We start from the raw sequence: 18,906 nt of genomic DNA, 5'->3' as shown, positions 1-18,906 counted from the left end.
CCGCGCCGCACATACCATCTTACGGATTATTTAGGCGTACCAGTTGCGGGGCAAATGCATTTCGGGCTGACCGGGCACGTTCACGATATCAAGGTCGTGCGGAAAGTGCGTGGCATGGCCGGTCACTTCCGCACGGTCCTTTCGAAGGAACGTCATCTCGATCAGCGGCGGGATGCTAACGCCGCGCGCGGTGATAATCGGTGATGAATTGTTCGGATGGGCATGAACAACATGATGCGTTTGCAGCAACCGGCGCATAACATCGCGGTGGAACGCAGAATCCAGAATGCGGTCCATGGCGTGCAATTCGATCACGATGATACGAAACCGGCGTAAGTTTTCCTCGCTCACATTGGCGAGCACACCCCATTCTGCATTCTCGATATCCATTTGCAGGATCAGGTCGCTGTTTCCAGGGGCATGTCTGTTGATCCAGGCGTCAAGCGTGGTGAAAGGATCCTGATTGAAAATCCCAAGATAGCGCGGCTCGAAGTGAAAGAGGTTATGGTTGACCGATGCTTTTTCGACAGACGCATCGGCTAGGTAACAAGGGATGCCGAGGTCGGCGAAATATTCCTCAAACGCTGCACTTTCGGCAACGCCGGGAGAAAACAGCGCGGCGACGCCTTCAAGGTCATCAGGGACAAGATAAGCGCCATCATTGTTTCCTCCTATGCGAACAAGAGGAATCTTTGTCTTTACAGGGCGCAAATCGCGAATCAATGATGACGCTTTGGCAAGATCAATAGGAGACGCCGAAAAGCCAAGCTGCAAAAGAGCGTGTTTGACACGACTGCGTAGCATCCGGGTATCCTATGCGAATGATGTAACTGGGCTTTGGTTTCTACCTGTAATATATAAAAACGGTTCTTTGATGGCGCCAAGGATATTGGCTGGGACGCCGATGTCAAACTACCATGCGGATACAGTGGCGTTATACTGTATTACGGTACTGCCCGTTCATGCAGCCTGACATGTGCTATCGGGGCCGGCGCGGGCGCGTGACTGCTTGGGCCGCCTGTATGTTCCAGCGCTCCAGCGTTTCGGCGGGCGTATAGTCTTCGATCCGGGAGACCGCCCGATCCATGTACACGCCCGACAAGGTGCCTTCGGATGCGGCGTCGAACATGATCGCCTGGTTCGGCTGGGGCGCGACGAACCGGAGCGCGCGCAGCGAAAGGGCCTGTCCCAAAACGTGGATGCCGGTTGAGCATTTGCGCGGATCGACGCCGATGAGGTTAAGGCAATCTGCGATCTGTACCTGATTGAGCTGAATGGCGATTTTCGACGGCGGCTTTTCCGCGCTGATCGTTTCGATCGCGAGATTCCTGATCGAGCCGCCGAACGACTGAAAATAGCAGCACCCGTCCGCGGTCAGGTTGGTGAAATTAGAGAAACTGGAATGGATCCAATAGGCATAGGCACCTGACCGCACATCGGTGACTTCGAGGTCGCGGAAGCTGTTGTACGTGACATCCTCGAAGCCCGCGTCGCAATAGAAACCGTAACGGGTCACTTGCCCGGTGACGGAGATGTTTTCGAAACAGGAGCGATAGACGACGCCCGCCAGCGCGATGCCCGTGCCGGTGTTGACGATATGAATGTCGCGCAAGGTCGTCTGGTGGATCGCGGCGCCATTGCCCGCCGTCGACAGGCGGATCCCGTCGCACGGATTGTTCGCTACCGCGCCGAGCAACCGGATGCCGGACAGCGCAAAGCCCATGATTGAATCCGTCGTCTTCGCCTCGACATGGATGGCGGGCCGGCCTTTTCCCGATGCCGCCAGGATGATGCTGTGCTCGACGCCATCGCCTTCGATCCGGATACCGCGATTGATCGTGAGCGTGCGGGTGATCCGGTAGCGACCTGCCGGGATGCGCAGTTTGCGGCCTTGTTCGGACGCGGCGCGGATCGCGCGCTCGAAGGCCGCGGTATCATCCGCGGTGCCGTCGCCGCGTGCCCCGAACTGCGTGACCTGAATGTCACCTTGGTCCGATGACGACGCTGCGGCAGGGCTGTTCAGCGCCTGGGCCGCGCCAGGCGCGGCAACGCCCGTTGCCAGGATCTTGATGGCGTTGCGCCGCGATGTTTGGTTCGACAAGGGTTCTTCCACTCCACGAGTACGCGAGCGCCTATGACGCACAGGCGCTTGCCTGTGATCCAGGCGGCATAAACGATACACCGGTCGTGCGGCCTGGTGCTTGCAATTGACGCCCATGGACGTGCGCGGTAGCAGCGCACGCGATGCAGGGTCATTGCAGCCTTGCGATGTATCCGTTGGGCCTTCACCATCGGTGACAAACGCAGGACATGCACATGAGACTAACCGACATGCGTTCGCGGTGTGTCGATACGACAATATTGGGTTGTCGGGAGATTACGCTGTGAATCACATCGTGGTTCGCACGCATGGTGGCTTGAGACATCAGATATTCACATTTCTCTATATGCGCCTTCATGCCAATTGGATCGGTGCATCTTTGTATGAGATGCCCGATCTTCGTTACGTGCACGGCTGCGCTCGCAACGTTGAGACGGTTTGCGCGCCTGCCCCGTCGCGGTTCCAGCGAGCGGTGCCCGTCATGCGTCTGCCCAAGGCTCTCACACGAGCAGGGCAGCGCACGCGGTTGTCGTCGTTCCGATGCAGCGATGGCAAGGCGGCATCCCTCTGGCAGCGATGCTGCGCGGATACAAAGACATTAAACCGCGTGCGCTGCGTCAGCGGTTCCTTGATGTCCTCAAAAGGCTGAAAATGTTCCCTACGCCTGAAGTCCGCCCTGCAGTGAACATTCTGCATCAGTATAATGAACTGCTGTTCAAGCAGCATTTTGACCCGGTTCGGAATGGGTTCGATGTGGTCGAAAACGATGACAGTCCACGCATATGGGATCTGGTCATTGTTTTCGAAGCGATTACCGCACCCCAATCGCTGCGGGTGCGCGGCAATCGCGTAGTTTTCATATCTGGCGAACCCCCGGAAATTGGCAATTACACCACGGCGTTCTTGCGTCAGTTCGATTTGGTTTTCTGCGCCGGTGCCAGCTCGGGGTCGCGGGTGTCGGGTGAGCAACATTTCAACAATTGGCATTTCGGATACAGCCGGGATACCGGCTATCGCTACGAGCACGATTATATCCGCAATCTACCGCCTCCGGAAAAGACGCAGATGCTCTCGACGGTCACGTCGAATCTGAATTACCTGCCAATGCACATCAAGCGCCGCGCATTGCTGGATCGGCTGGCGCGCGATTATGCGGGCAGGATCGACATATTTGGCCGTCCCCATCGTTATGTGGAGTACAAGGAAGATGCTATTCTTCCTTATCGATTTCACTTGTGCGTCGAAAACTGCTCAGTGCCCGATCTGTGGACGGAAAAGGTTGCCGATTCAATATTGAGTTATGCGGTGCCAGTATATGCGGGCTGCCAAAACATAGATGACTATTTTCCAAATTCAACAATCGCGATAGATCTAGACGACTACTCTAGAGCCTGCCGAACAATCGAAAACATATTATTCGAAGGGGAGTCGATCTATCAAGCTATGTTGCCCGCACTGACTAAGGCCCGGAAAAGCCTTTTGGACACATATGATATTTCGGCACTGGTCGGCACGTTGTTGAGTCAAGAAAGCGCGCAAGACGCCCGAAGCGTCATCGTGAAGCCCGATGCGCAATTCGGCTTATATAGAACAAGGAACATGGCAGGACGTGTAAAGCGTAAGATAAATACTATTATGTGGCGTCAAAAGGTTAAAAACCGTGGTTGACAGCATGTGCTACAGATCTCCTGCCATATCTATAGTTATACCTGTATTTAATATAGAAAAGTATATCGGAGAATGCCTGAATAGCATTTTTAGTTCTCCGGGATTTGACGAAAACTGCGAAGTAATTATTGTAGACGATGGATCGGAAGATGGAAGCGTAGACATCATAGAGCGTATGTGTCGAAGCAAGAAAAACGCCATTATAATCCAACAAAAAAACTCAGGCAATGGCGCTGCCAGGAATAAAGGCTTATTGGAAGCGAGAGGAAAGTATATCTGGTTCGTAGACGGAGACGACAAGATATGCTCTACTGCAATAGAAAATCTTGTGGAGCGTATAAAGCTATTTTCTCCGGAAGTGCTGGCATTTGAGTTCGCCACAATTGGCGGAACAATGAAAAAATATAGATACTTGCCGGTCTACAACAAAGTTGTAGATCCAATACGCTTTATTATTTCTGGCCGCCCCCCTAGTGCGGCTTGGCCATACGTTTTTTCTCGTGCGCTCCTCGAGGGGTCAGATATTAAGTTTCAGCCGGGAATCTTTCACGAAGACGCCCTGTTTGTGACTACTGCTTTAACTGAAGCAAAATCTATCCTGAGAATGCCGGAAACTCTTTATGAGTACCGTTTGCGTTCTGGATCGATAATGGCCATCAGCAAGCCGGAAAAGCATATGGCAGACATGCTATTTATTGCGGAGGCGCTCGGTATGCGCGCTGACCAAGCGCCGGCCGGCAGCGCGAAGCAACAGGCACTCGCCCGGGAAGTCGGATTCGCCTTGGCCGCCGCACGTTATTATGCCGCTCGAAGCGATCGCCGGAGCCGGCAACGAACGGCGTCTTTGTCGCGCACGTTATCCGCTGGCGCGCGATGGTGGCGGCATTTCCCGCGCCGCGTGCTGATCAACTATGCGCGTCTTCTCGGACTGGCGGCATTCCAGATGCCCCTGACGAGAGGCCCGAAATGACGCTGGCATTCGTCGTCTATCTTGGGCTGACGCTCGCCTTGATGGCGATCTGGGCCGCTCCGACGCGCAAGCTGGCGGTCGGCGTCGAAGAAACCGCCCATGCCGCCACGCAGGCAGCGGTGATATCGATCGCCTTGTTCACGGTGGTGATTGGTGGCCGCTATAATGTTGGCGGGGATTATTTCGGCTATATCGATTATTATCGATGGACGTCGCTTGGCGACAGCATCAACGATGTCGTATTCGAGCCGGGCTTCCTGCTGCTGATTCAGTTTCTGAAGCTGTTCAGCATGCCTGAACGCTCGATCATCGTGGTAAGCAGCTTCATACAGATCGGGCTATTCTCGCTCTGGCTGCGCAAACATCCGCAAATCGCGCCTTTTGCGGTTTTCGCCTTCATGACGCTGGTCCTGCTCGATGTGAACAACATCGTCAGGCAGGGCATTGCCTTTTTTGCCGTTCTGCTGGCCATTTCCGCCGTTGCGGAGCGCCGCTGGGTAGCGTTTTTTGCTTGGGGACTATTTGCTTATCTGTTCCATCGCAGTGCGTTGATCATCTTCCCGATCGGCATTGCCCTGCGTTGGGTGCCGCTCCCGAAAGTTCAGTTTCAAGCAGCGGCGCTTGTCTTTTCGTACGCTTTCGTCGGGCTGTTCTTCGACCAGATCGTAAGCCTGTTCACATTGATGACATCCCTTATTGGTTATTCTGGCTATGCCGATGTCACGCGTGCCGACCTTTCCTTCACTAAGGAACAATCGTCCCTTAACCTGGGAGTGTATCTATGGCCGATAGTCGACTTGATAATAATATCCTACTCGGCCAAGCTTGCTAAGCATTATGAGGTTATGAATTATAAAATATACCATAACTTTTATATTGCTGCTGCCTTGCTGCAGCCTGTGGCCAATGCCTGGGACTTTCTTCCTTTTGCACGCGGCCTGTTCTACTTCGTGGCGATGCGTTCCATATGTATCGGGTTTGTTATGCACTACTGCCTGATGGTGTCGCGAAAGCCGCGTGATATCGTGATTGCGTCAGGTATCGGCGCGGTTTTCCTGCTCTGGCTCATCGTCGCCGTTTCGCGTGGAGCGGCGTGGAGCGCTCCCTATCAGTTTTCCTGAGCGCATCATGTCGGAACGCCTGCGTGTCCTGGTACTGGCCTATATGATTTCGCCCGTCCGCGGCTCGGAATATGCCGTGGCGTGGAATTATGTCGAAACCATGCGGGCGCATTGTGACCTGACGGTCCTGTACGGCGCAGCCGGACCGCATATGGGCGACGTTACCGATTTCCCGAGCCCCAGCTTTGTGGATCGACGCGCGCCAGGGGACGTCACGTTTCGTTTCGTACCCGAGCCGCCCCTGGCGCGGCGCCTGAATGCGCTCAACCGACGCGGCATCCTGACGTACAGCTTCTATCTGGCCTATCGCATCTGGCACCGGGCGGCGCTGGCCGAGGCGAAGCGCCTCCTCGCGCGGGGCGATTATGACGTGATCCATTACGTCGGCCCGATCGGTTATCGTGAACCGGGCTATCTGTGGAAACTGCCGCTGCCCTATGTGTGGGGCCCTATCGGGGGGGCGACGAGTTTCCCCTGGCGGCTGCGCAGCGCCCTGCCGGGCAGGGGGCAGCTGCGGCTGATTGCCCGCACGCTGGGCAATGCGGTGCAGCTTCGTTTCAGCGGCCGGGTGACCAGGGCACTGCGCCGCGCCGACGTTCTGTTCACCGCCACCACGGAAAACCAGGCGATCTTCGAGCGCCTGAAGGGCGTACGATCGCGCTATCTACCGGAGAACGGGATCGAAGGGACGATCACCCTCGACGAGAGCAAGTTTCCTGCCCGGCCGATTCGGATCCTATGGATCGGCTCACTGGAAGCGCGCAAGGGGCTGATCCTGCTGATCGAGGCGATCGGGATGCTGCGCGATCCGCAGCAGATCCGCGTCGATGTGCTGGGTAACGGGCCGCTTCGCGAGAGCCTGATCGCCCGCGCCGCGGAACTGGGGGTGAGTGACCAATTCCATTGGCATGGCCATGTTGCGCGTAGCGAGGTGCTGGATCTGCTCGATCGCAGCCACCTGCACGTCATCACCGGCCTCAATGAGGCAAATACAACCTCGATCTGGGAAGCGCTGGGCCACAGCGTACCAGTGATGACACTGGATCATTGCGGTATGCGCGACGTGGTTGAGCCCAGCTACGGCATCCGCATTCCCGTGACGGACATGCAAGGATGCAGTCGAGATATTGCCGCTGCGCTTGAGGAATTGATCGTGGCCCCGGAGCGGCTCGAAACAATGGCGCGTGCGTGCGCGACCGAATGCGATCGCTTTCGCATCGTTCATCGGCCAGGAACATTCCTCGATGCCTACAAAACGGCACAATCGCGGCATCGTGCAAGGATTACCGGTTGAAGCTGCAGTGGGATTTCGTCGGCCTGTTGGGCGCGCGCGGCGCCAAGCTGACGCTAGGGCTGGCGATGATGTTCGTCTATGCCCGGGTCTTTGGTGCCAGCGCGACCTATGACGCCTGGATCTGGGCGTTGGGCATCGTCAATGCGGCGGGAATGCTGCTGTTCGGGCCGATTACCGAGACGATCCGCGCCAGCTATGCCAGCATCGACAACCGCGAGGGCGAGGAGGCGGCCGAGCAGTATATAGCCACCATTGCCGTGATCATGATCGGCGGGGCGATCCTGGTTGCCGGGGCAGCGGCGCTGGCTCTGCCAACGCTGGCAACGGCCTTGGTGCCGCAGCAATCGGGCCAGGCGCCAGCGGCCACCTTCTTCCTGTATGCGCTTGCCCCATCCCTTGCCCTGTCGCAGGTGGTGGCTGTTCTGACCGCGCACCTCAATTGCCATGGCCGGGTTTATGCGCCGGAGATCGCGGGGACGGTTGGCGGCTGCGTCGGCCTTGCCCTTATTGTCACCTTTCCGCAGCTTCCCGCCACCTGGCTGTTGCTCGGAAGCTATTACGTCGCGCTGGTCATGCCGCTGCTGGTGGGGGCATCGTTCTGGCCCCAGCTCGTGCGTGCGCTGCTGCATCTGAAAGGCCCGGCATTCCGCCGCCATGCTCGCGAGGCATTGGGTTTTTCCATGCCGCTCCTGCTGCCCTATGCGCTCGGCCAGGTGGGCGGCGTGGTTGAGCGGCAATATGCGCTGCTCGCAGGAACCGGCGCCCTGTCGATCCTGAGCTATGCCTTTTTCGCGCGCAACACGGTGCAGGCCGTCTTCACGGCCGCGCTTTCGGCACTGGCGGTGCCCGCGCTGGCCCGGACCTGGAATGCCGAGGATATTGCTCCGTTTCGTGCGACGCTGACCCATTGGGTACGCCAGTGCCTGATGCTGGTCACGATTGGCATGGTCGCGCTGTTCGGCCTGTCGGACACCATACCGCCGCTGCTGTTCGGCGATAACATCACGGGCGCGCAGCAATCGCTGCTTAGCGAATTGCTGCGCTTCTATGCCGTCGCGATTGTCACCGTTGTCCTGTACCTGATGGGGGGATCGGCGCTGCTGGCGGCACGGCGGGGCAAGACCTATGCGGCGTTGGGCGCGCTGGCCAGCCTTGTTGCCTTGGCGCTGCTGCTGGCATTGTTTCCATTGATCGGCATTATCGCCATTCCGGTCGGCCTGACGATCAGCCACGCCCTGGCGGCGGGACTGATGTTTCGCGCGATCGACCCGGCCGATGGCTGGCAGGTCCTGCGTGATGCCGCTTTGCGTATCCTGGTCGTCGTGGTGGCAGGATCCATGCTCCGCGGTGCCGACACGTTGCTTGCTGCCGAATTCGGGCTTCCGGGACGTCTGGTTGCCGGGGGCGCGCTGGCAATCCTCCTGGCTGGATTATGGTGGCTGGCCGAGCATTGGCTGGGCCGCGACACCATGCGCTCCACGCCGACCAGTCAGGCTTTACGATGAAATTGCTGCTGCTCAATCCCTTTGACGCTTATGCCGGATCACAGCGTATCGGCCGCGACATGGCTCGGCTGCTTGCTGCGGCTGGCCATGACGTTCAGGTCAGGCTGGGCTTTGGTGGTGGCGGGTTCCTCAGCGATCTGCCGGAAACAAGGACCGACCTGGGGATCAGCAACGTGCCGATCCGCAAATTGCTTTATCCGTTATGGGCCTTGCTGGTCAGCTTGCCGGTTGCGATCGCCGCGCTGCGCGGGCGGATGATCTGGGCCAACACGGTCTATGCCGCGCTGCCGGCGCTGCTCGCAGTGTTGCTTTGTCCGCAGCGGGTGGCCGTGCATCTGCACGAGGCGACGTTTGCGCGGCCGTTCGCGATTATCCTGCGGCTGATCGCCCGGCGGGGCGTGCCGATCGTCTGCGTCTCTGCGGATCACGCTGCCCGCATCGGCCTGCCGGCGAAGGTTTTGTACAATCCGGTGTCGCTGCCCGATTGCGATACGCCATCGAGAGGCGATCGCCTACTGTTCGTGGGCACGACCCAGCCGATCAAGGGCTTTGCCCTGTTCGTGGCGGTCGGGGAAAAGCTGGACGACCTGCCGCTGCGCAAGACGGCGTATCTGTCGGACGAGGCGCGGCACGATCAGGCGCTGGTCGCGAGAGCGCGCCAAGCCGGAATCGAGATCGTCTTTGGCGAAGCGAACCCGCAGGTGCTGTACCGCGACGGCTTTCTGCTTCTTCAGGCATCCGATCCGGAGCTTTGTAGTGAAACGTTTTCGCTGGTCGCCGCTGAAGCAATGGCACGGCTGGTGCCCGTTGCGGGCGCCGGCACCACGGTGCTGCCCGAAGTTCTGGGCAATGCGCTGGCCTTTGATACGCCGTCACGCGATCCGGGGGAGATTGCAGGCGCCATCCGCTCACTTCATGCCGATCCTGCCCGGTATGCGGCGCTTCGCGTTGCCTGTTCATCCCGCCGCATGACCTTTTCGGAAGGCGCCTTTCTGGAACGGCTCGAGGATATACTTCGCACCATGAACGGACGCCCATCATGACATCGGCAAAGGCCATTCCCCTTGTCGGCACGGTGGGCGTTCCTGCCCGTTATGGCGGGTTCGAGACACTGGCCGAGCAGTTGTGCCGCCACGTCTGCGCCCGTGACGTGCCGTTCATCGTCTATTGCGAGCGCAGCGCTTATGGCCAGGATGAGCGCGGCGCCGATTTTGCCGGTCACCGGCGCATCTTCCTGCCGCTGCGCGCCAATGGCGTGGCCAGCATGTTCCACGATGCGCTGGCGTTGATTGATGCGGTGTTCCGGCGCAACGCCGATCAGGTCTTCATCTTCGGCTATTCGGGCGCCTGGATCCTGCCTGTGTTGAAGATGGTCAGACCGCGGGTGCGATACATCGTCAACGTCGATGGCATGGAGTGGCGCCGCGATAAATTCTCCACCCCGGCACGGCTGCTGCTGAAGGCATTGGAATGGTGCGCGGCGCGCACGGCATCGGTCGTCATTGCCGACAATGACGCCCTCGCCGATCTCTTCCGTGAGCGGTATCGCAACGAGCCGGTGGTGATCGCTTATGGCGGCGACCACACCGTGTTGCCTGCCACATCACCGGCCGATGTGGCCGTTTTTGAAGCCGCGCCGCGCGGCCATTATCTGGCGATCGCCCGCATCGAGCCGGAGAACAATACCGAGACGATTATTCAGGGGTGCATCGCGGCGGGGGTGCCGTTGGTGTTCATCGGCAATTGGCGAGCCAATGCTTACGGCCTGGCGTTGCGAGAACTTTATGGCGATGCCACTGGCATCACGCTTCTCGATCCCATCTATGACCAGGCCGGGCTAGAGCCGTGGCGGGCAGGCGCGATCGGCTATATCCACGGGCACAGCGTGGGCGGGACCAATCCCTCACTGGTGGAGGCGCTGTTCCATACTAGCCGGATGGCGAGCTTCGATTGCGCGTTCAACCGGGCGACGCTGTCGGGTGCCGGCAGCTATTTCACTGACGCCGACAGTCTCGCTGTGCTGCTACGCGACGGGCTGACGCCGATCGAGGATGAAGAACTGGCGCAATTGCGGGCCACCTATCGCTGGGATGCGATCGCCGCGCGTTATCTGGGCCTGCTGCAACGCTGACCTGCGGGGCATGACGGGGACCGGCAGCGTGACCGGCATGATCAGCGCTTCGGTCGAGTGCTGACGCTGACCTGATCCTCGGCCGTGGCGAATGCCGAACGGGCATCGCCCGTGGAGTCGTAATACCGGTCGATCCGATTGCGCAGCCGGGCCTGAACGCGATTGTTGATTCGGGTGCTGATGCGGGCCATCGGCTTGATGCCGGTTGCACGTGCCGCGTCTTCGCGCGTCTGGCGCTGACCGATCCGACCGGTATTCGCCTGGGGCGCACGGACCCATGTGTCATCAACGGGAGGGGGAGCGGGGCGCTCGACCTCTGCCGTTTCAGGATCACGCACCTGGGCCAGGACAGGTGGCGCTGCTAGCATCACGGCAGCCAGAAGAATAATTGGCGGAACGCGCATGATCATCGTCTGCCTGCTGTGGAACCTGCGGCCGGAACAAGCGCCACGCTTTTGATCTGGCCCGTTACGCCGCCGATTTCGGACGATGGCCGGGCGACTAGGCGAAGTACCTGAACCGGGCAAACGCCATTGACGGTGATGTCACCGGCGAAACGCCCGTTGTTTTCGGTCGACGCAGGAAGGTCGACCCGCCCCAATTCCCGCCCATCCCGACAGACCAGCTGCCAATAAGGCAGGGCGCGCGACGTTTGTTCGATCCCGGCGCTTGTACCCTGGAGACGATATCGCCCGGGCGGCAGCAACTGGAATTGCTGAAGCACGATACCGCCAACTGTGGAGGGCGCGGCGAAATCAAACAGGCCGCCTGCGCGATTGGACTGGATCGATGCCGTGACGCCGGCGTCGTTCATCACAGGCCTCCAGTCGAATACCGAGGGCGCTTCTAGATCGGCCGTGAAGCGCGGATCGCGCGATCGACGGCGATCACCTCCGGGGCGGAAGGATTGGTAATAGGCCCACGCCTCGTTGACTGCGCCGCTGTCCACCAGCGCATTGACGACCACTGCCTGCGGTTCGGGAGGAAGGGAAATCCCGCGCTGGGACAGGCGGCGGAACAAGTCTGCGCTGGCCTTTGGCGTCACGCTGGAATGGGCGAGATGGCTGACAAAGCCCAGGCTCCAGGGCGGCCGTGCGGCAAGCGTGTCAGCCAATGGTTCAATAACCGCCGGATGGGAAACCGCAGCGGTTAGGATCGGAAACAGGAGGTCGGACGCTGCGCGCGCTGTCCGCAAGGCGATGTCGTAATGACGAAGCGCGCCTGGAACATCCCCGCGGGCCACGGCATCGTCGATCAGCCACAGCCGCGTGCCCAGTTCGCGTCGCGACAGCGCATCCGAATGGGTGAAGAACTGGCGGGCGCGGTTGGTGTCACCGCGCGACAGTGTGTTCAGACCCAATGTGGTAAGGGCCTGCACGGCAAGCGGTTCGTCGACCAGCGCCTGGCGCGCGATCCGATCAGACCGCGCCCGCTGCCGGGCATCGGCATTTTGTGTCGTCAGTCGCGCTGCCAGCCGTGCGGCGATGCGGCCGTCATGCGGTGCCAGGGCGTAAGCCTGCTCCGCATTGGACTTTTGCAGCACAAAAGCGGCCGTCCGTGTCATCGAAAGATAGCAGAGCAACAAGGCAGCAGCCGCAAGAACGCAGCGCAGCGCCCATTCACGCCCCGAACGCTGCCTGCGGCGAACTGGACGCGCGTTGGCCATCAGCGGCTCGTGCCAGCCTTTTCGCGCCCATAGCCATAGCCATAGTCATAGTCATAGCCGAAATGCGCCTTGCGCGCTTCGAACTTGGTCAGCACCCCGCCAAGGATGTGCGCATTGGCTCCCAGTAGGCGCTGCAGCGCCGTCTTGACCAGGCTTGAACGAATGCCGTGCGATTCAACGGCATAGACCACGCCTTCGACCTGGCTGGCGATCAGCGGGGCATCGGCGAGACCCATCACTGGCGGACTGTCGATCACGACATGGTCGTAGGTTTCAAGCAATCGCGTCAGCAGCAGCTGAAGGCGAGGGCCGGTCAGCAGTTCGGCAGCGTTGGGCGGGATCGGACCGGCGGACATGGCGGTAAAGCCCAGGTCGCGCATCTCGAACGTCAGCTGGCTGATGTCATCGTTCCCGGCCAGGAAGTTGCTCAGGCCACGATCGTGATCCACCCCGCCGAGGTGGTGGACCGAGGGTGAGCGCATGTCCCCATCCACCAGGATCGCCCGCTTGCCCGAGCGGGCCAGCATTGTCGCCACGGCCAGAGCCGTGGTTGATTTGCCTTCTGCCGGCCGGGTCGAGGTAACGGCAAGTGAGCGGGGGACGCCATGCTGGGTGGTGAAGCCGAGACTGGTCTGGATCGCCAGATAAGCGTCGACCAGCTCGGATTTGCGGTCAAGCAATGCTTCGCGCGGCTCAACACCTTCCACCTTGGGCACCGAGCCAAGCAGCGGCAGCCCCAGTCGCCGTTCGACCTCGCCCGGGTCAGCGATCGCCTCGTCCATCTGCTCAAGCGCGAAGGCCAGGGCTGCACCGATAACCAGGCCAGCTACAAGCGAGACGAAAAGGTTGATCAGGAGCTTGGGGCTCGAGGGTGCCTTGGGCACGTCCGCAGGGTCAACAATCGCAATGTTGTTGACGCCAACACCGCCAGCCACGCCGATTTCCTTGAACCGCTGGAGCAGTCCGTCATAGAGCGCGCGGTTCGTATCCACCTCTTGCTGGTAGATATTGTACTGGATGCTGCGGCGTCGCAGGTCGAGATAGTTCGACTTCAGCCGTTCGACCTGCCGGCGCAGGGCGTTTTCACGCTCGGCCGCCTGGCGGTAATCAGCCTCTACCGAGCCAGATACCCGATTTTCCTCGCGCGTGATCGAACGATCGAGCTGATTGATCTGGGACTGGACTGCTCGTGCAGGGGGATAATCAGGCTCGAACTGGACCATCAGCCGTTGATAATCCGCCGCAAGCTCGGCGCGACGCTGGCGCAGCGAATTGATTGCCTGGTTGCGCAGCGCTTCACTCGACTGACCGCTACGGCCGGCTTCGCGGAAGCGAGCCTCGGCTTCGATGCGATCAGCGGTTGCCTGCGACAATGCGCTGTTCAGCGACGCGAGCTCATCGGCGACGATCGAACGCTCGGCAGTTGAATTCTCGCCGTTGCCCTGGCTCGGCAGGTTGATGATGCGCTGCTGCTCCGCATAATTGACGAGCTGGCGCTGGGACTCATCGAGCCGATCCTTGACCTGGCCTAGCTCGCGTTGAAGCAGATTGCGGCCATAGGAAGTGGCCTGAACCTTGCGCTCCAGGTTGGTCTGGATGAAGTTTTCGGCCCAGGCGTTGGCAACCTTCTGCGAAAAGCCGGCATCGGGGCTGGTGAAGTGGATCTCCACCAGTCGCGACATTCGGGTCGGATCGACGCCGACATTCCTGAGCAGGATTTCACCGGCGATACGCTGGCGCTCGCTGCGGCCACTGGGCGCGTAACGACCGTTGACTTCCTGAAAGGCAAGATCGTCCTGGTTGACGCCGAAACGCTCGAAAAACGACTTGTCGTCGATCAGGCGGAGTTGGGTGGCAACGCGTTCGGCCAGCACGCGCGAGCGAAGCAGGCCATATTGCGTTTGGTAAAATTCCTGATCGGCGACGCTGGTTTCGCGCTCCACACCCTGGAAATTGGTGACCTGGCTGGATTCGCGCGAAATCTCGATTGTCGAGGTGGCGGTATATTTCGGGGTCATCAGCAGCGTGATGATCAGCCCAAGAATAAAACAGGCCGCCACGGCGCCAAGAATGACATAGCGCCGGCGAAGGGCGATACGCAGATATTGCCGGATGATCGGCATCCTTTCGCCGCCTGAAGCGCCGCTGGTCCCAGGCACCATGGGGCCTGGGAGAGTCGGCAAGGCGCCGGAAGGATGTGCGGTACTGACGAGATGCATCAAAGGCGCCTTATTGGAGCACGGCGATCAACGGCGCCGCAAGAACCGGCGACAGCGCGACCAAGTCACGGAACAGGCGGCGTTGCGGTGAATCACCCACGATGATGACGTCATTGGCGTAGACGGCCGGATCATCATAAGCACCGCGCCGGATTGCGGCGATGTTGTAAAGCCCGGCCATGCGTCGATTGTCGACGGTGCGCAGAATGACGACATCTTCCTGGCGGGCGAATTCTGTCAGGCCCTTTGCCGACGCGACAACGCGCATCAGGGTCATCTGATTGGTGACCGGATAAAGGCCAGGTTCGACCACTGAACCATCGATCGTCACAACCTGACTGACCGAGCTCTTAATGTTCACCGTCACCTGCGGATCGCGGACGTAGCGAGCCTTGAGTGCGGTTTCGATCGCGCTGGCCAGTTCCGCGGCGGTTTTGCCACGCGCATCCACGGTGCCGGCAAGCGGCATGGCAATCCGGCCGCTGGCGTCCACCTGCATCTCGCGATCAAGGTCGGGGATGCCGAACACGCTTACCTCGATTGTATCAAGCGGGCCGATCAGCGCGGGCCGATCAGCCGCCGTCAGATCGCTGCGATCTGGCGGCGGTAGCTCGGCACTGTCGGGAACAACGGTAAGGCTCCCGCTGGAGCGGATCGGCTCATGCTTGGCACAGCCGGTTCCAAGAAGCGCAAGACACAAAACAGGGATCGGGAAGCGCATGCGCGTGAATGTTCCGCAGATAGCGTGAAATGTGGCTGCTCTATAGGTTTGTCGGTCAATCCGGTAAAGCAGCCTGCGATTTGGCGATATTGACCTGCGCCAGCCAGACGCCGGCCACCACCAGGAACGCCATGATCGTTGGAGTGCGGGCCGGATAGTCAGTGATGCTCGCGACAAGAACAAGAAAGATCATCGCGGAGCCGAGCCGTGCGAGCACGATGTTGTCGCTCTCCTGCGCTCGCCATATGCGGATCGTGGCGACCAGCCACCACAGGATACCGGCCGCGAGCACCGCAACGCCAGCAAGCCCGCCATCAAGCGCGATCCCCAGATAGTCATTGTGGGCCTGGTTAAAGTAGGTGAGCTTAAGGAGATCAAACGGTTCATGGATCCGGAAAACCGGGTCAAAGCCGCCAAAACCCGACCCGAATGGCATATAGGCCGCGATCATCGACAAAACGGTCGGCAGCGCGCGCGATCGCATATCCTCGCCGCCGCTTTCCGCCGCGATCAGCCGGTCGATCGACTGGGCGCGGTCGGCCAGAAAGCTGAGCGCGATGAACCCGGCGACCACTATGATGGCAGCAAGGACCAGTGCCGGAAACACCCAGCGAGGCGCATTTTTCAGGCGACGCCGAAGGCGTCGGCCAACCAGCAGGAGCGCCAGCGCCAGAGCCAATACACCCAGCAGGGCGCCAGCGCGCGATCCCGTCGCCAGGATGGTCAGGACGAATAACAATACAAGCCCGCCCGCCAATGGCCCGCGCCAGCGCAATGCCTCCCGGTCCATGAACGCCCATACCGGCGCGATCACGCAACCTATCGCAAGCAGCAGTGCGAAATGATTGCGATTGGCGAAGATGCTGCTGACGACGCCGGGGGTGTCGTTGAGAAGCGGGCTGTTGAAACCGGCGCCTGAAAACTGCAGCAAGCCAAGCATCATGGCCGCAGCAATCATGCCGAGCAGGATAGTCGGCATCCACCGATCGATACGGTCATTTGCCTGGGTGAGCAGGAGGAACATCGTAACCGGGACGATTAACGATGCGAGTGCATTATGCGTCGCTCCGGGGGTCATCGTCCACGGGCGCCAGGGTGGCGTCTCTCCTGGAATCAGCAGAATATCCCTGCCAGGAAGCGCCTGCCACCAGGCGGGCGGCAGCGGGATTAGCTGGATAAGGGGAAGTGCCATGGTGGCAGCCAGCAGGATGGCCACTGGTCGCCCTCGCGCCAGTGCGGGCAGGGAGCCGCCGAGGATGGCGGCGATCAGGATAGCCCAACAGCCAGCCCGAACGATGACTTGCCCCATGGCATCCGCACGTGATGCGCCACCTGCGATCCACAGCAATGCAACCATTGCAATGATGAGCACGAGGGGAAGGTCGGGCCGAAAAGATGACCGTTGGGACGAGTGCGCATGAACCATCAGCGCCCTGTTATTCGATCGCGGCAATTTTCAAAACACATGGTGGTGCGGGCCGATCGAACGGCAATCTCGTCTTGCGCCGCTTGGCCTCGATCTGAGAGCCACACGGAACGTGGCGCCCGCTGATGGAACGGGAGCAAACCGCTTTGGGCCACCATGTTAGACGAGATGTTACGAGCACGCGCCCGATATATGATAATGTCCTTTATCAAATAAAACGTTCATGGGTCTGTCGGCTGTCCGCGAGCAGTACTGGCCTTCCTACAGCTATAGGGCCGCCCTCGATCGAATTCGGAACTGAGAGCGTGTCGGGCGGCATGCGCATGATTTCGTCGGGCGTGGCGAGTCGCCGTAGCGCGACATGCGCGCTGACGCTTTCCGAGGGGCCGGTGCGATTACCGCCTCAACCAGTGCCACGAGACGTGCTGACGGTATCGTATTCCAGCTTCATGTCCCCGATCGCCCCGTCGCATAGGCCGTGACGACGATCGCGAGCCGCCAACTAATCGGCCGATGGCCGTCGATGAACGGACCAGCGATCAGCAGGCCTGTTCCAGCGGCGTGATCGCGAGCGCCAGATCGGCATCGGGATGCCCGAGCAGCTTGAGGATGATTTGTGTAGCGAGGGTTGGCGGTACTGCCTCGTCGCGCAGCATATCGAACAGCGCCTCCTCATGCGCGCTCAGCGCCATACCTTCGATCGCGAGGTTGGCGCGCGAGTCCGCATCGTCGTCGCGCCACATGGCGACTTCGGCCGGGGTGCCGCGCACGAAATTCAGGGCCCGGATTTGCCCGCGGATCGCCTCAATATCCAGGGCCGCCATCGCCTTTCTCCATCGCTTCGCTTTCCGCGTCGAACGCACGTTTACCGCGCCGCCTCCAGAGCGCGAGCGTGTCGCCGGCATCGTCGCCGCGAGCGCGGCCGACCAGCTCCAGCAGCGCGCCGTAGATCGTCGCGCGATCGTCGTCGGCGAGTTCGACCAAGCCGGCTTTCTGGACGAGGCCGCCCAGCTCGATCAGGTGGCGGGTGCGTTCGCGACGTTGCACGACCCAGCCTCGCGTATCGCTACGACGCTGCGCCGCTTCCAGACGCTGGATCAGCGCCCGGTTGCGCGTTTCCGCCGTCGCTGTTGCCGCCAGCAGTCCGGCTACCCTTGCGTCCGCGCCGTTGAAAGAAAGCGGAGCCCTTCGCGCGCCACGCCTCCTTCGCTTCCGCGTCTTTCGAGGCGACGGCATCGAGCAGTGCGCCGGCGAGCGTTTCCATATCGAGCGCATCGGCTCCCGTGGCGGTGACGAGCTGGCCAAGTTGTTCGACACGGCGCGCCTTCAGCGCCCGCGCCTTGTCCTCCAGCGCCTTCAACTCCGCGTCATAATCGCGAACCTTACGCATTGCCCAATATCCTCGTGAACACCAACACTGCGACAGGGAAGAAAGCACAGAACAGCATGCTGCCCAATATCTGCTTTCCCGCTTGCGGATGCGCCATGTTGAGCGTCCGTCCTCTGCCGGGCTTGCGCCGGGGCACCCACAGACGCGGATCCTCTTTGGCGAAGTAGCAGCCGAACGTTCCTTCAGCCCAGTGCGCGAGGTTCGACCAGATCGCCTCCAAGGCCACATCCTGTTTGCCGGGTTCAGGCATCATCGTCTCCCCGTCATCGTCAACAGAAGGCGCAGCGTAACGCGAGTATGCCCAATGCAACAGTAGGTCTTGGTAGATTGCGACGGAGTCAATCACGCGAACGGCAGAGAGTGTGAGTGCGCGCTTATACGTCGTTGCCGACGTGCGCAAAGTAGGGCAGTGTGCGGAGCGTCATGGCGATCTACCATTTCTCCGCCAAGGTTGTGAGCCGTGCGAACGGATCGAGCGCGGTTGCGAGCGCCGCCTATCGTTCCGCGTCCGAGCTGCACGATGACCGGCTTGGGCGTAACCACGATTTCAGCAATAAGGCGGGCGTGATCCACTCCGAGGTGATGTTACCGGACGGCGCGCCAGAGCGTTTAAACGACCGCACCGCGCTCTGGAACGAGGTGGAGGCAGGCGAGAAGCGCAAGGACGCGCAGCTTGCCCGCGAGGTGGAGTTCT

Annotated in this window: 19 protein-coding genes; 8 read left to right on the top strand and 11 right to left on the bottom strand. The window is 60.4% G+C overall.

Features of this window, described 5'->3' with window-relative positions; all coding sequences use genetic code 11:
• Nucleotides 1–30: 30 nt before the first annotated feature.
• A complete protein-coding gene (locus CA236_RS16730; protein WP_125946473.1) occupies nt 31–804 on the bottom strand; it encodes an FkbM family methyltransferase in 774 nt (257 codons plus the stop codon).
• A gap of 175 nt (nt 805–979) precedes the next feature.
• Complete coding sequence (locus tag CA236_RS16725) at nt 980–2,359, bottom strand: glycosyl hydrolase family 28-related protein (protein WP_125946472.1); 1,380 nt, start codon at nt 2,357–2,359, stop codon at nt 980–982.
• A 282-nt stretch (nt 2,360–2,641) separates the two neighbouring features.
• On the opposite strand from CA236_RS16725, the gene CA236_RS16720 reads away from it, so the two are divergent.
• From CA236_RS16720 to CA236_RS16690, 7 genes are read left to right on the top strand one after another with little or no spacing between them, the layout of a single operon-like run.
• The gene (locus CA236_RS16720; protein ID WP_125946471.1) at nt 2,642–3,769 is read left to right on the top strand and encodes a glycosyltransferase family 10; all 1,128 of its coding nucleotides are present in this window, start codon (nt 2,642–2,644) and stop codon (nt 3,767–3,769) included.
• Nucleotides 3,762–4,739, top strand: a complete 978-nt coding sequence (locus CA236_RS16715; protein WP_125946470.1) for a glycosyltransferase — start codon at nt 3,762–3,764, stop codon at nt 4,737–4,739. Before CA236_RS16720 ends, CA236_RS16715 begins: the two co-directional genes overlap by 8 nt.
• On the top strand, nt 4,736–5,860 hold the full coding sequence (locus CA236_RS16710; protein ID WP_164518972.1) for an EpsG family protein: 1,125 nt from the start codon (nt 4,736–4,738) through the stop codon (nt 5,858–5,860). Before CA236_RS16715 ends, CA236_RS16710 begins: the two co-directional genes overlap by 4 nt.
• Nucleotides 5,861–5,867: 7 nt before the next feature.
• Nucleotides 5,868–7,154 carry a glycosyltransferase family 4 protein gene (locus CA236_RS16705; RefSeq protein WP_125946468.1) on the top strand — a complete coding sequence of 429 codons (1,287 nt, stop codon included), beginning with the start codon at nt 5,868–5,870 and terminating at the stop codon, nt 7,152–7,154.
• Nucleotides 7,151–8,659: a lipid II flippase MurJ gene (locus tag CA236_RS16700; RefSeq protein WP_164518971.1), complete on the top strand. Its 1,509-nt coding sequence runs from the start codon at nt 7,151–7,153 to the stop codon at nt 8,657–8,659. Before CA236_RS16705 ends, CA236_RS16700 begins: the two co-directional genes overlap by 4 nt.
• Complete coding sequence (locus CA236_RS16695; RefSeq protein ID WP_125946466.1) at nt 8,656–9,702, top strand: glycosyltransferase family 4 protein; 1,047 nt, start codon at nt 8,656–8,658, stop codon at nt 9,700–9,702. The genes CA236_RS16700 and CA236_RS16695 overlap by 4 nt, the downstream gene beginning before the upstream one ends.
• Nucleotides 9,699–10,790 carry a DUF1972 domain-containing protein gene (locus CA236_RS16690; protein WP_125946465.1) on the top strand — a complete coding sequence of 364 codons (1,092 nt, stop codon included), beginning with the start codon at nt 9,699–9,701 and terminating at the stop codon, nt 10,788–10,790. Before CA236_RS16695 ends, CA236_RS16690 begins: the two co-directional genes overlap by 4 nt.
• Nucleotides 10,791–10,831: 41 nt before the next feature.
• On the opposite strand, the gene CA236_RS16685 is transcribed toward CA236_RS16690, so the two are convergent.
• From CA236_RS16685 to CA236_RS16640, 9 genes are all read right to left on the bottom strand, one after another.
• A complete protein-coding gene (locus tag CA236_RS16685) occupies nt 10,832–11,200 on the bottom strand; it encodes a hypothetical protein (protein WP_125946464.1) in 369 nt (122 codons plus the stop codon).
• Nucleotides 11,197–12,456: a hypothetical protein gene (locus tag CA236_RS16680; protein ID WP_125946463.1), complete on the bottom strand. Its 1,260-nt coding sequence runs from the start codon at nt 12,454–12,456 to the stop codon at nt 11,197–11,199. The genes CA236_RS16685 and CA236_RS16680 overlap by 4 nt, the downstream gene beginning before the upstream one ends.
• Entirely contained in the window at nt 12,456–14,579 is a 2,124-nt protein-coding gene (locus CA236_RS16675; RefSeq protein ID WP_241212725.1) for a polysaccharide biosynthesis tyrosine autokinase, read from the bottom strand. Before CA236_RS16675 ends, CA236_RS16680 begins: the two co-directional genes overlap by 1 nt.
• A gap of 106 nt (nt 14,580–14,685) precedes the next feature.
• Complete coding sequence (locus CA236_RS16670; RefSeq protein WP_125946461.1) at nt 14,686–15,396, bottom strand: polysaccharide biosynthesis/export family protein; 711 nt, start codon at nt 15,394–15,396, stop codon at nt 14,686–14,688.
• A 55-nt stretch (nt 15,397–15,451) separates the two neighbouring features.
• Entirely contained in the window at nt 15,452–16,822 is a 1,371-nt protein-coding gene (locus CA236_RS16665; protein WP_125946460.1) for an O-antigen ligase family protein, read from the bottom strand.
• A gap of 539 nt (nt 16,823–17,361) precedes the next feature.
• Nucleotides 17,362–17,646, bottom strand: a complete 285-nt coding sequence (locus CA236_RS16655) for a hypothetical protein (protein ID WP_125946459.1) — start codon at nt 17,644–17,646, stop codon at nt 17,362–17,364.
• Nucleotides 17,627–17,869, bottom strand: coding sequence for a conjugal transfer protein TraD (locus CA236_RS16650; protein WP_125946458.1), 243 nt, complete (start codon nt 17,867–17,869; stop codon nt 17,627–17,629). The genes CA236_RS16655 and CA236_RS16650 overlap by 20 nt, the downstream gene beginning before the upstream one ends.
• Nucleotides 17,870–17,888: 19 nt before the next feature.
• Nucleotides 17,889–18,212 (bottom strand): conjugal transfer protein TraD, encoded by a 324-nt coding sequence (locus CA236_RS16645; RefSeq protein WP_125946457.1) that lies wholly within the window; start codon nt 18,210–18,212, stop codon nt 17,889–17,891.
• Entirely contained in the window at nt 18,205–18,462 is a 258-nt protein-coding gene (locus tag CA236_RS16640; protein WP_125946456.1) for a DUF5808 domain-containing protein, read from the bottom strand. Before CA236_RS16640 ends, CA236_RS16645 begins: the two co-directional genes overlap by 8 nt.
• Nucleotides 18,463–18,635: 173 nt before the next feature.
• Here CA236_RS16640 and CA236_RS16635 point away from each other — a divergent pair.
• The coding region (locus CA236_RS16635; RefSeq protein WP_164518970.1) for a MobA/MobL family protein at nt 18,636–18,906 on the top strand (271 nt) is incomplete at its 3' end.

Origin of the sequence: Sphingomonas sp. ABOLG (genome assembly GCF_003950435.1) — a bacterium.
GTDB lineage: Bacteria > Pseudomonadota > Alphaproteobacteria > Sphingomonadales > Sphingomonadaceae > Sphingomonas > Sphingomonas panaciterrae.
The sequence above is the reverse complement of the archived record's forward strand: the minus strand, read 5'-3'. Positions and strand labels throughout refer to the sequence as shown.

Bases quoted from the DNA above. Each gene is read 5' to 3' on its own strand.
- CA236_RS16640 (WP_125946456.1), bottom strand. From the start codon at position 18,462: ATGCCTGAACCCGGCAAACAGGATGTGGCCTTGGAGGCGATCTGGTCG.
- CA236_RS16670 (WP_125946461.1), bottom strand. From the start codon at position 15,396: ATGCGCTTCCCGATCCCTGTTTTGTGTCTTGCGCTTCTTGGAACCGGC.
- CA236_RS16665 (WP_125946460.1), bottom strand. From the start codon at position 16,822: ATGGTTCATGCGCACTCGTCCCAACGGTCATCTTTTCGGCCCGACCTT.
- CA236_RS16680 (WP_125946463.1), bottom strand. From the start codon at position 12,456: ATGGCCAACGCGCGTCCAGTTCGCCGCAGGCAGCGTTCGGGGCGTGAA.
- CA236_RS16710 (WP_164518972.1), top strand. From the start codon at position 4,736: ATGACGCTGGCATTCGTCGTCTATCTTGGGCTGACGCTCGCCTTGATG.
- CA236_RS16695 (WP_125946466.1), top strand. From the start codon at position 8,656: ATGAAATTGCTGCTGCTCAATCCCTTTGACGCTTATGCCGGATCACAG.
- CA236_RS16690 (WP_125946465.1), top strand. From the start codon at position 9,699: ATGACATCGGCAAAGGCCATTCCCCTTGTCGGCACGGTGGGCGTTCCT.
- CA236_RS16720 (WP_125946471.1), top strand. From the start codon at position 2,642: ATGCAGCGATGGCAAGGCGGCATCCCTCTGGCAGCGATGCTGCGCGGA.
- CA236_RS16730 (WP_125946473.1), bottom strand. From the start codon at position 804: ATGCTACGCAGTCGTGTCAAACACGCTCTTTTGCAGCTTGGCTTTTCG.
- CA236_RS16675 (WP_241212725.1), bottom strand. From the start codon at position 14,579: ATGCCGATCATCCGGCAATATCTGCGTATCGCCCTTCGCCGGCGCTAT.
- CA236_RS16655 (WP_125946459.1), bottom strand. From the start codon at position 17,646: ATGGCGGCCCTGGATATTGAGGCGATCCGCGGGCAAATCCGGGCCCTG.
- CA236_RS16645 (WP_125946457.1), bottom strand. From the start codon at position 18,212: ATGCGTAAGGTTCGCGATTATGACGCGGAGTTGAAGGCGCTGGAGGAC.
- CA236_RS16685 (WP_125946464.1), bottom strand. From the start codon at position 11,200: ATGATCATGCGCGTTCCGCCAATTATTCTTCTGGCTGCCGTGATGCTA.
- CA236_RS16705 (WP_125946468.1), top strand. From the start codon at position 5,868: ATGTCGGAACGCCTGCGTGTCCTGGTACTGGCCTATATGATTTCGCCC.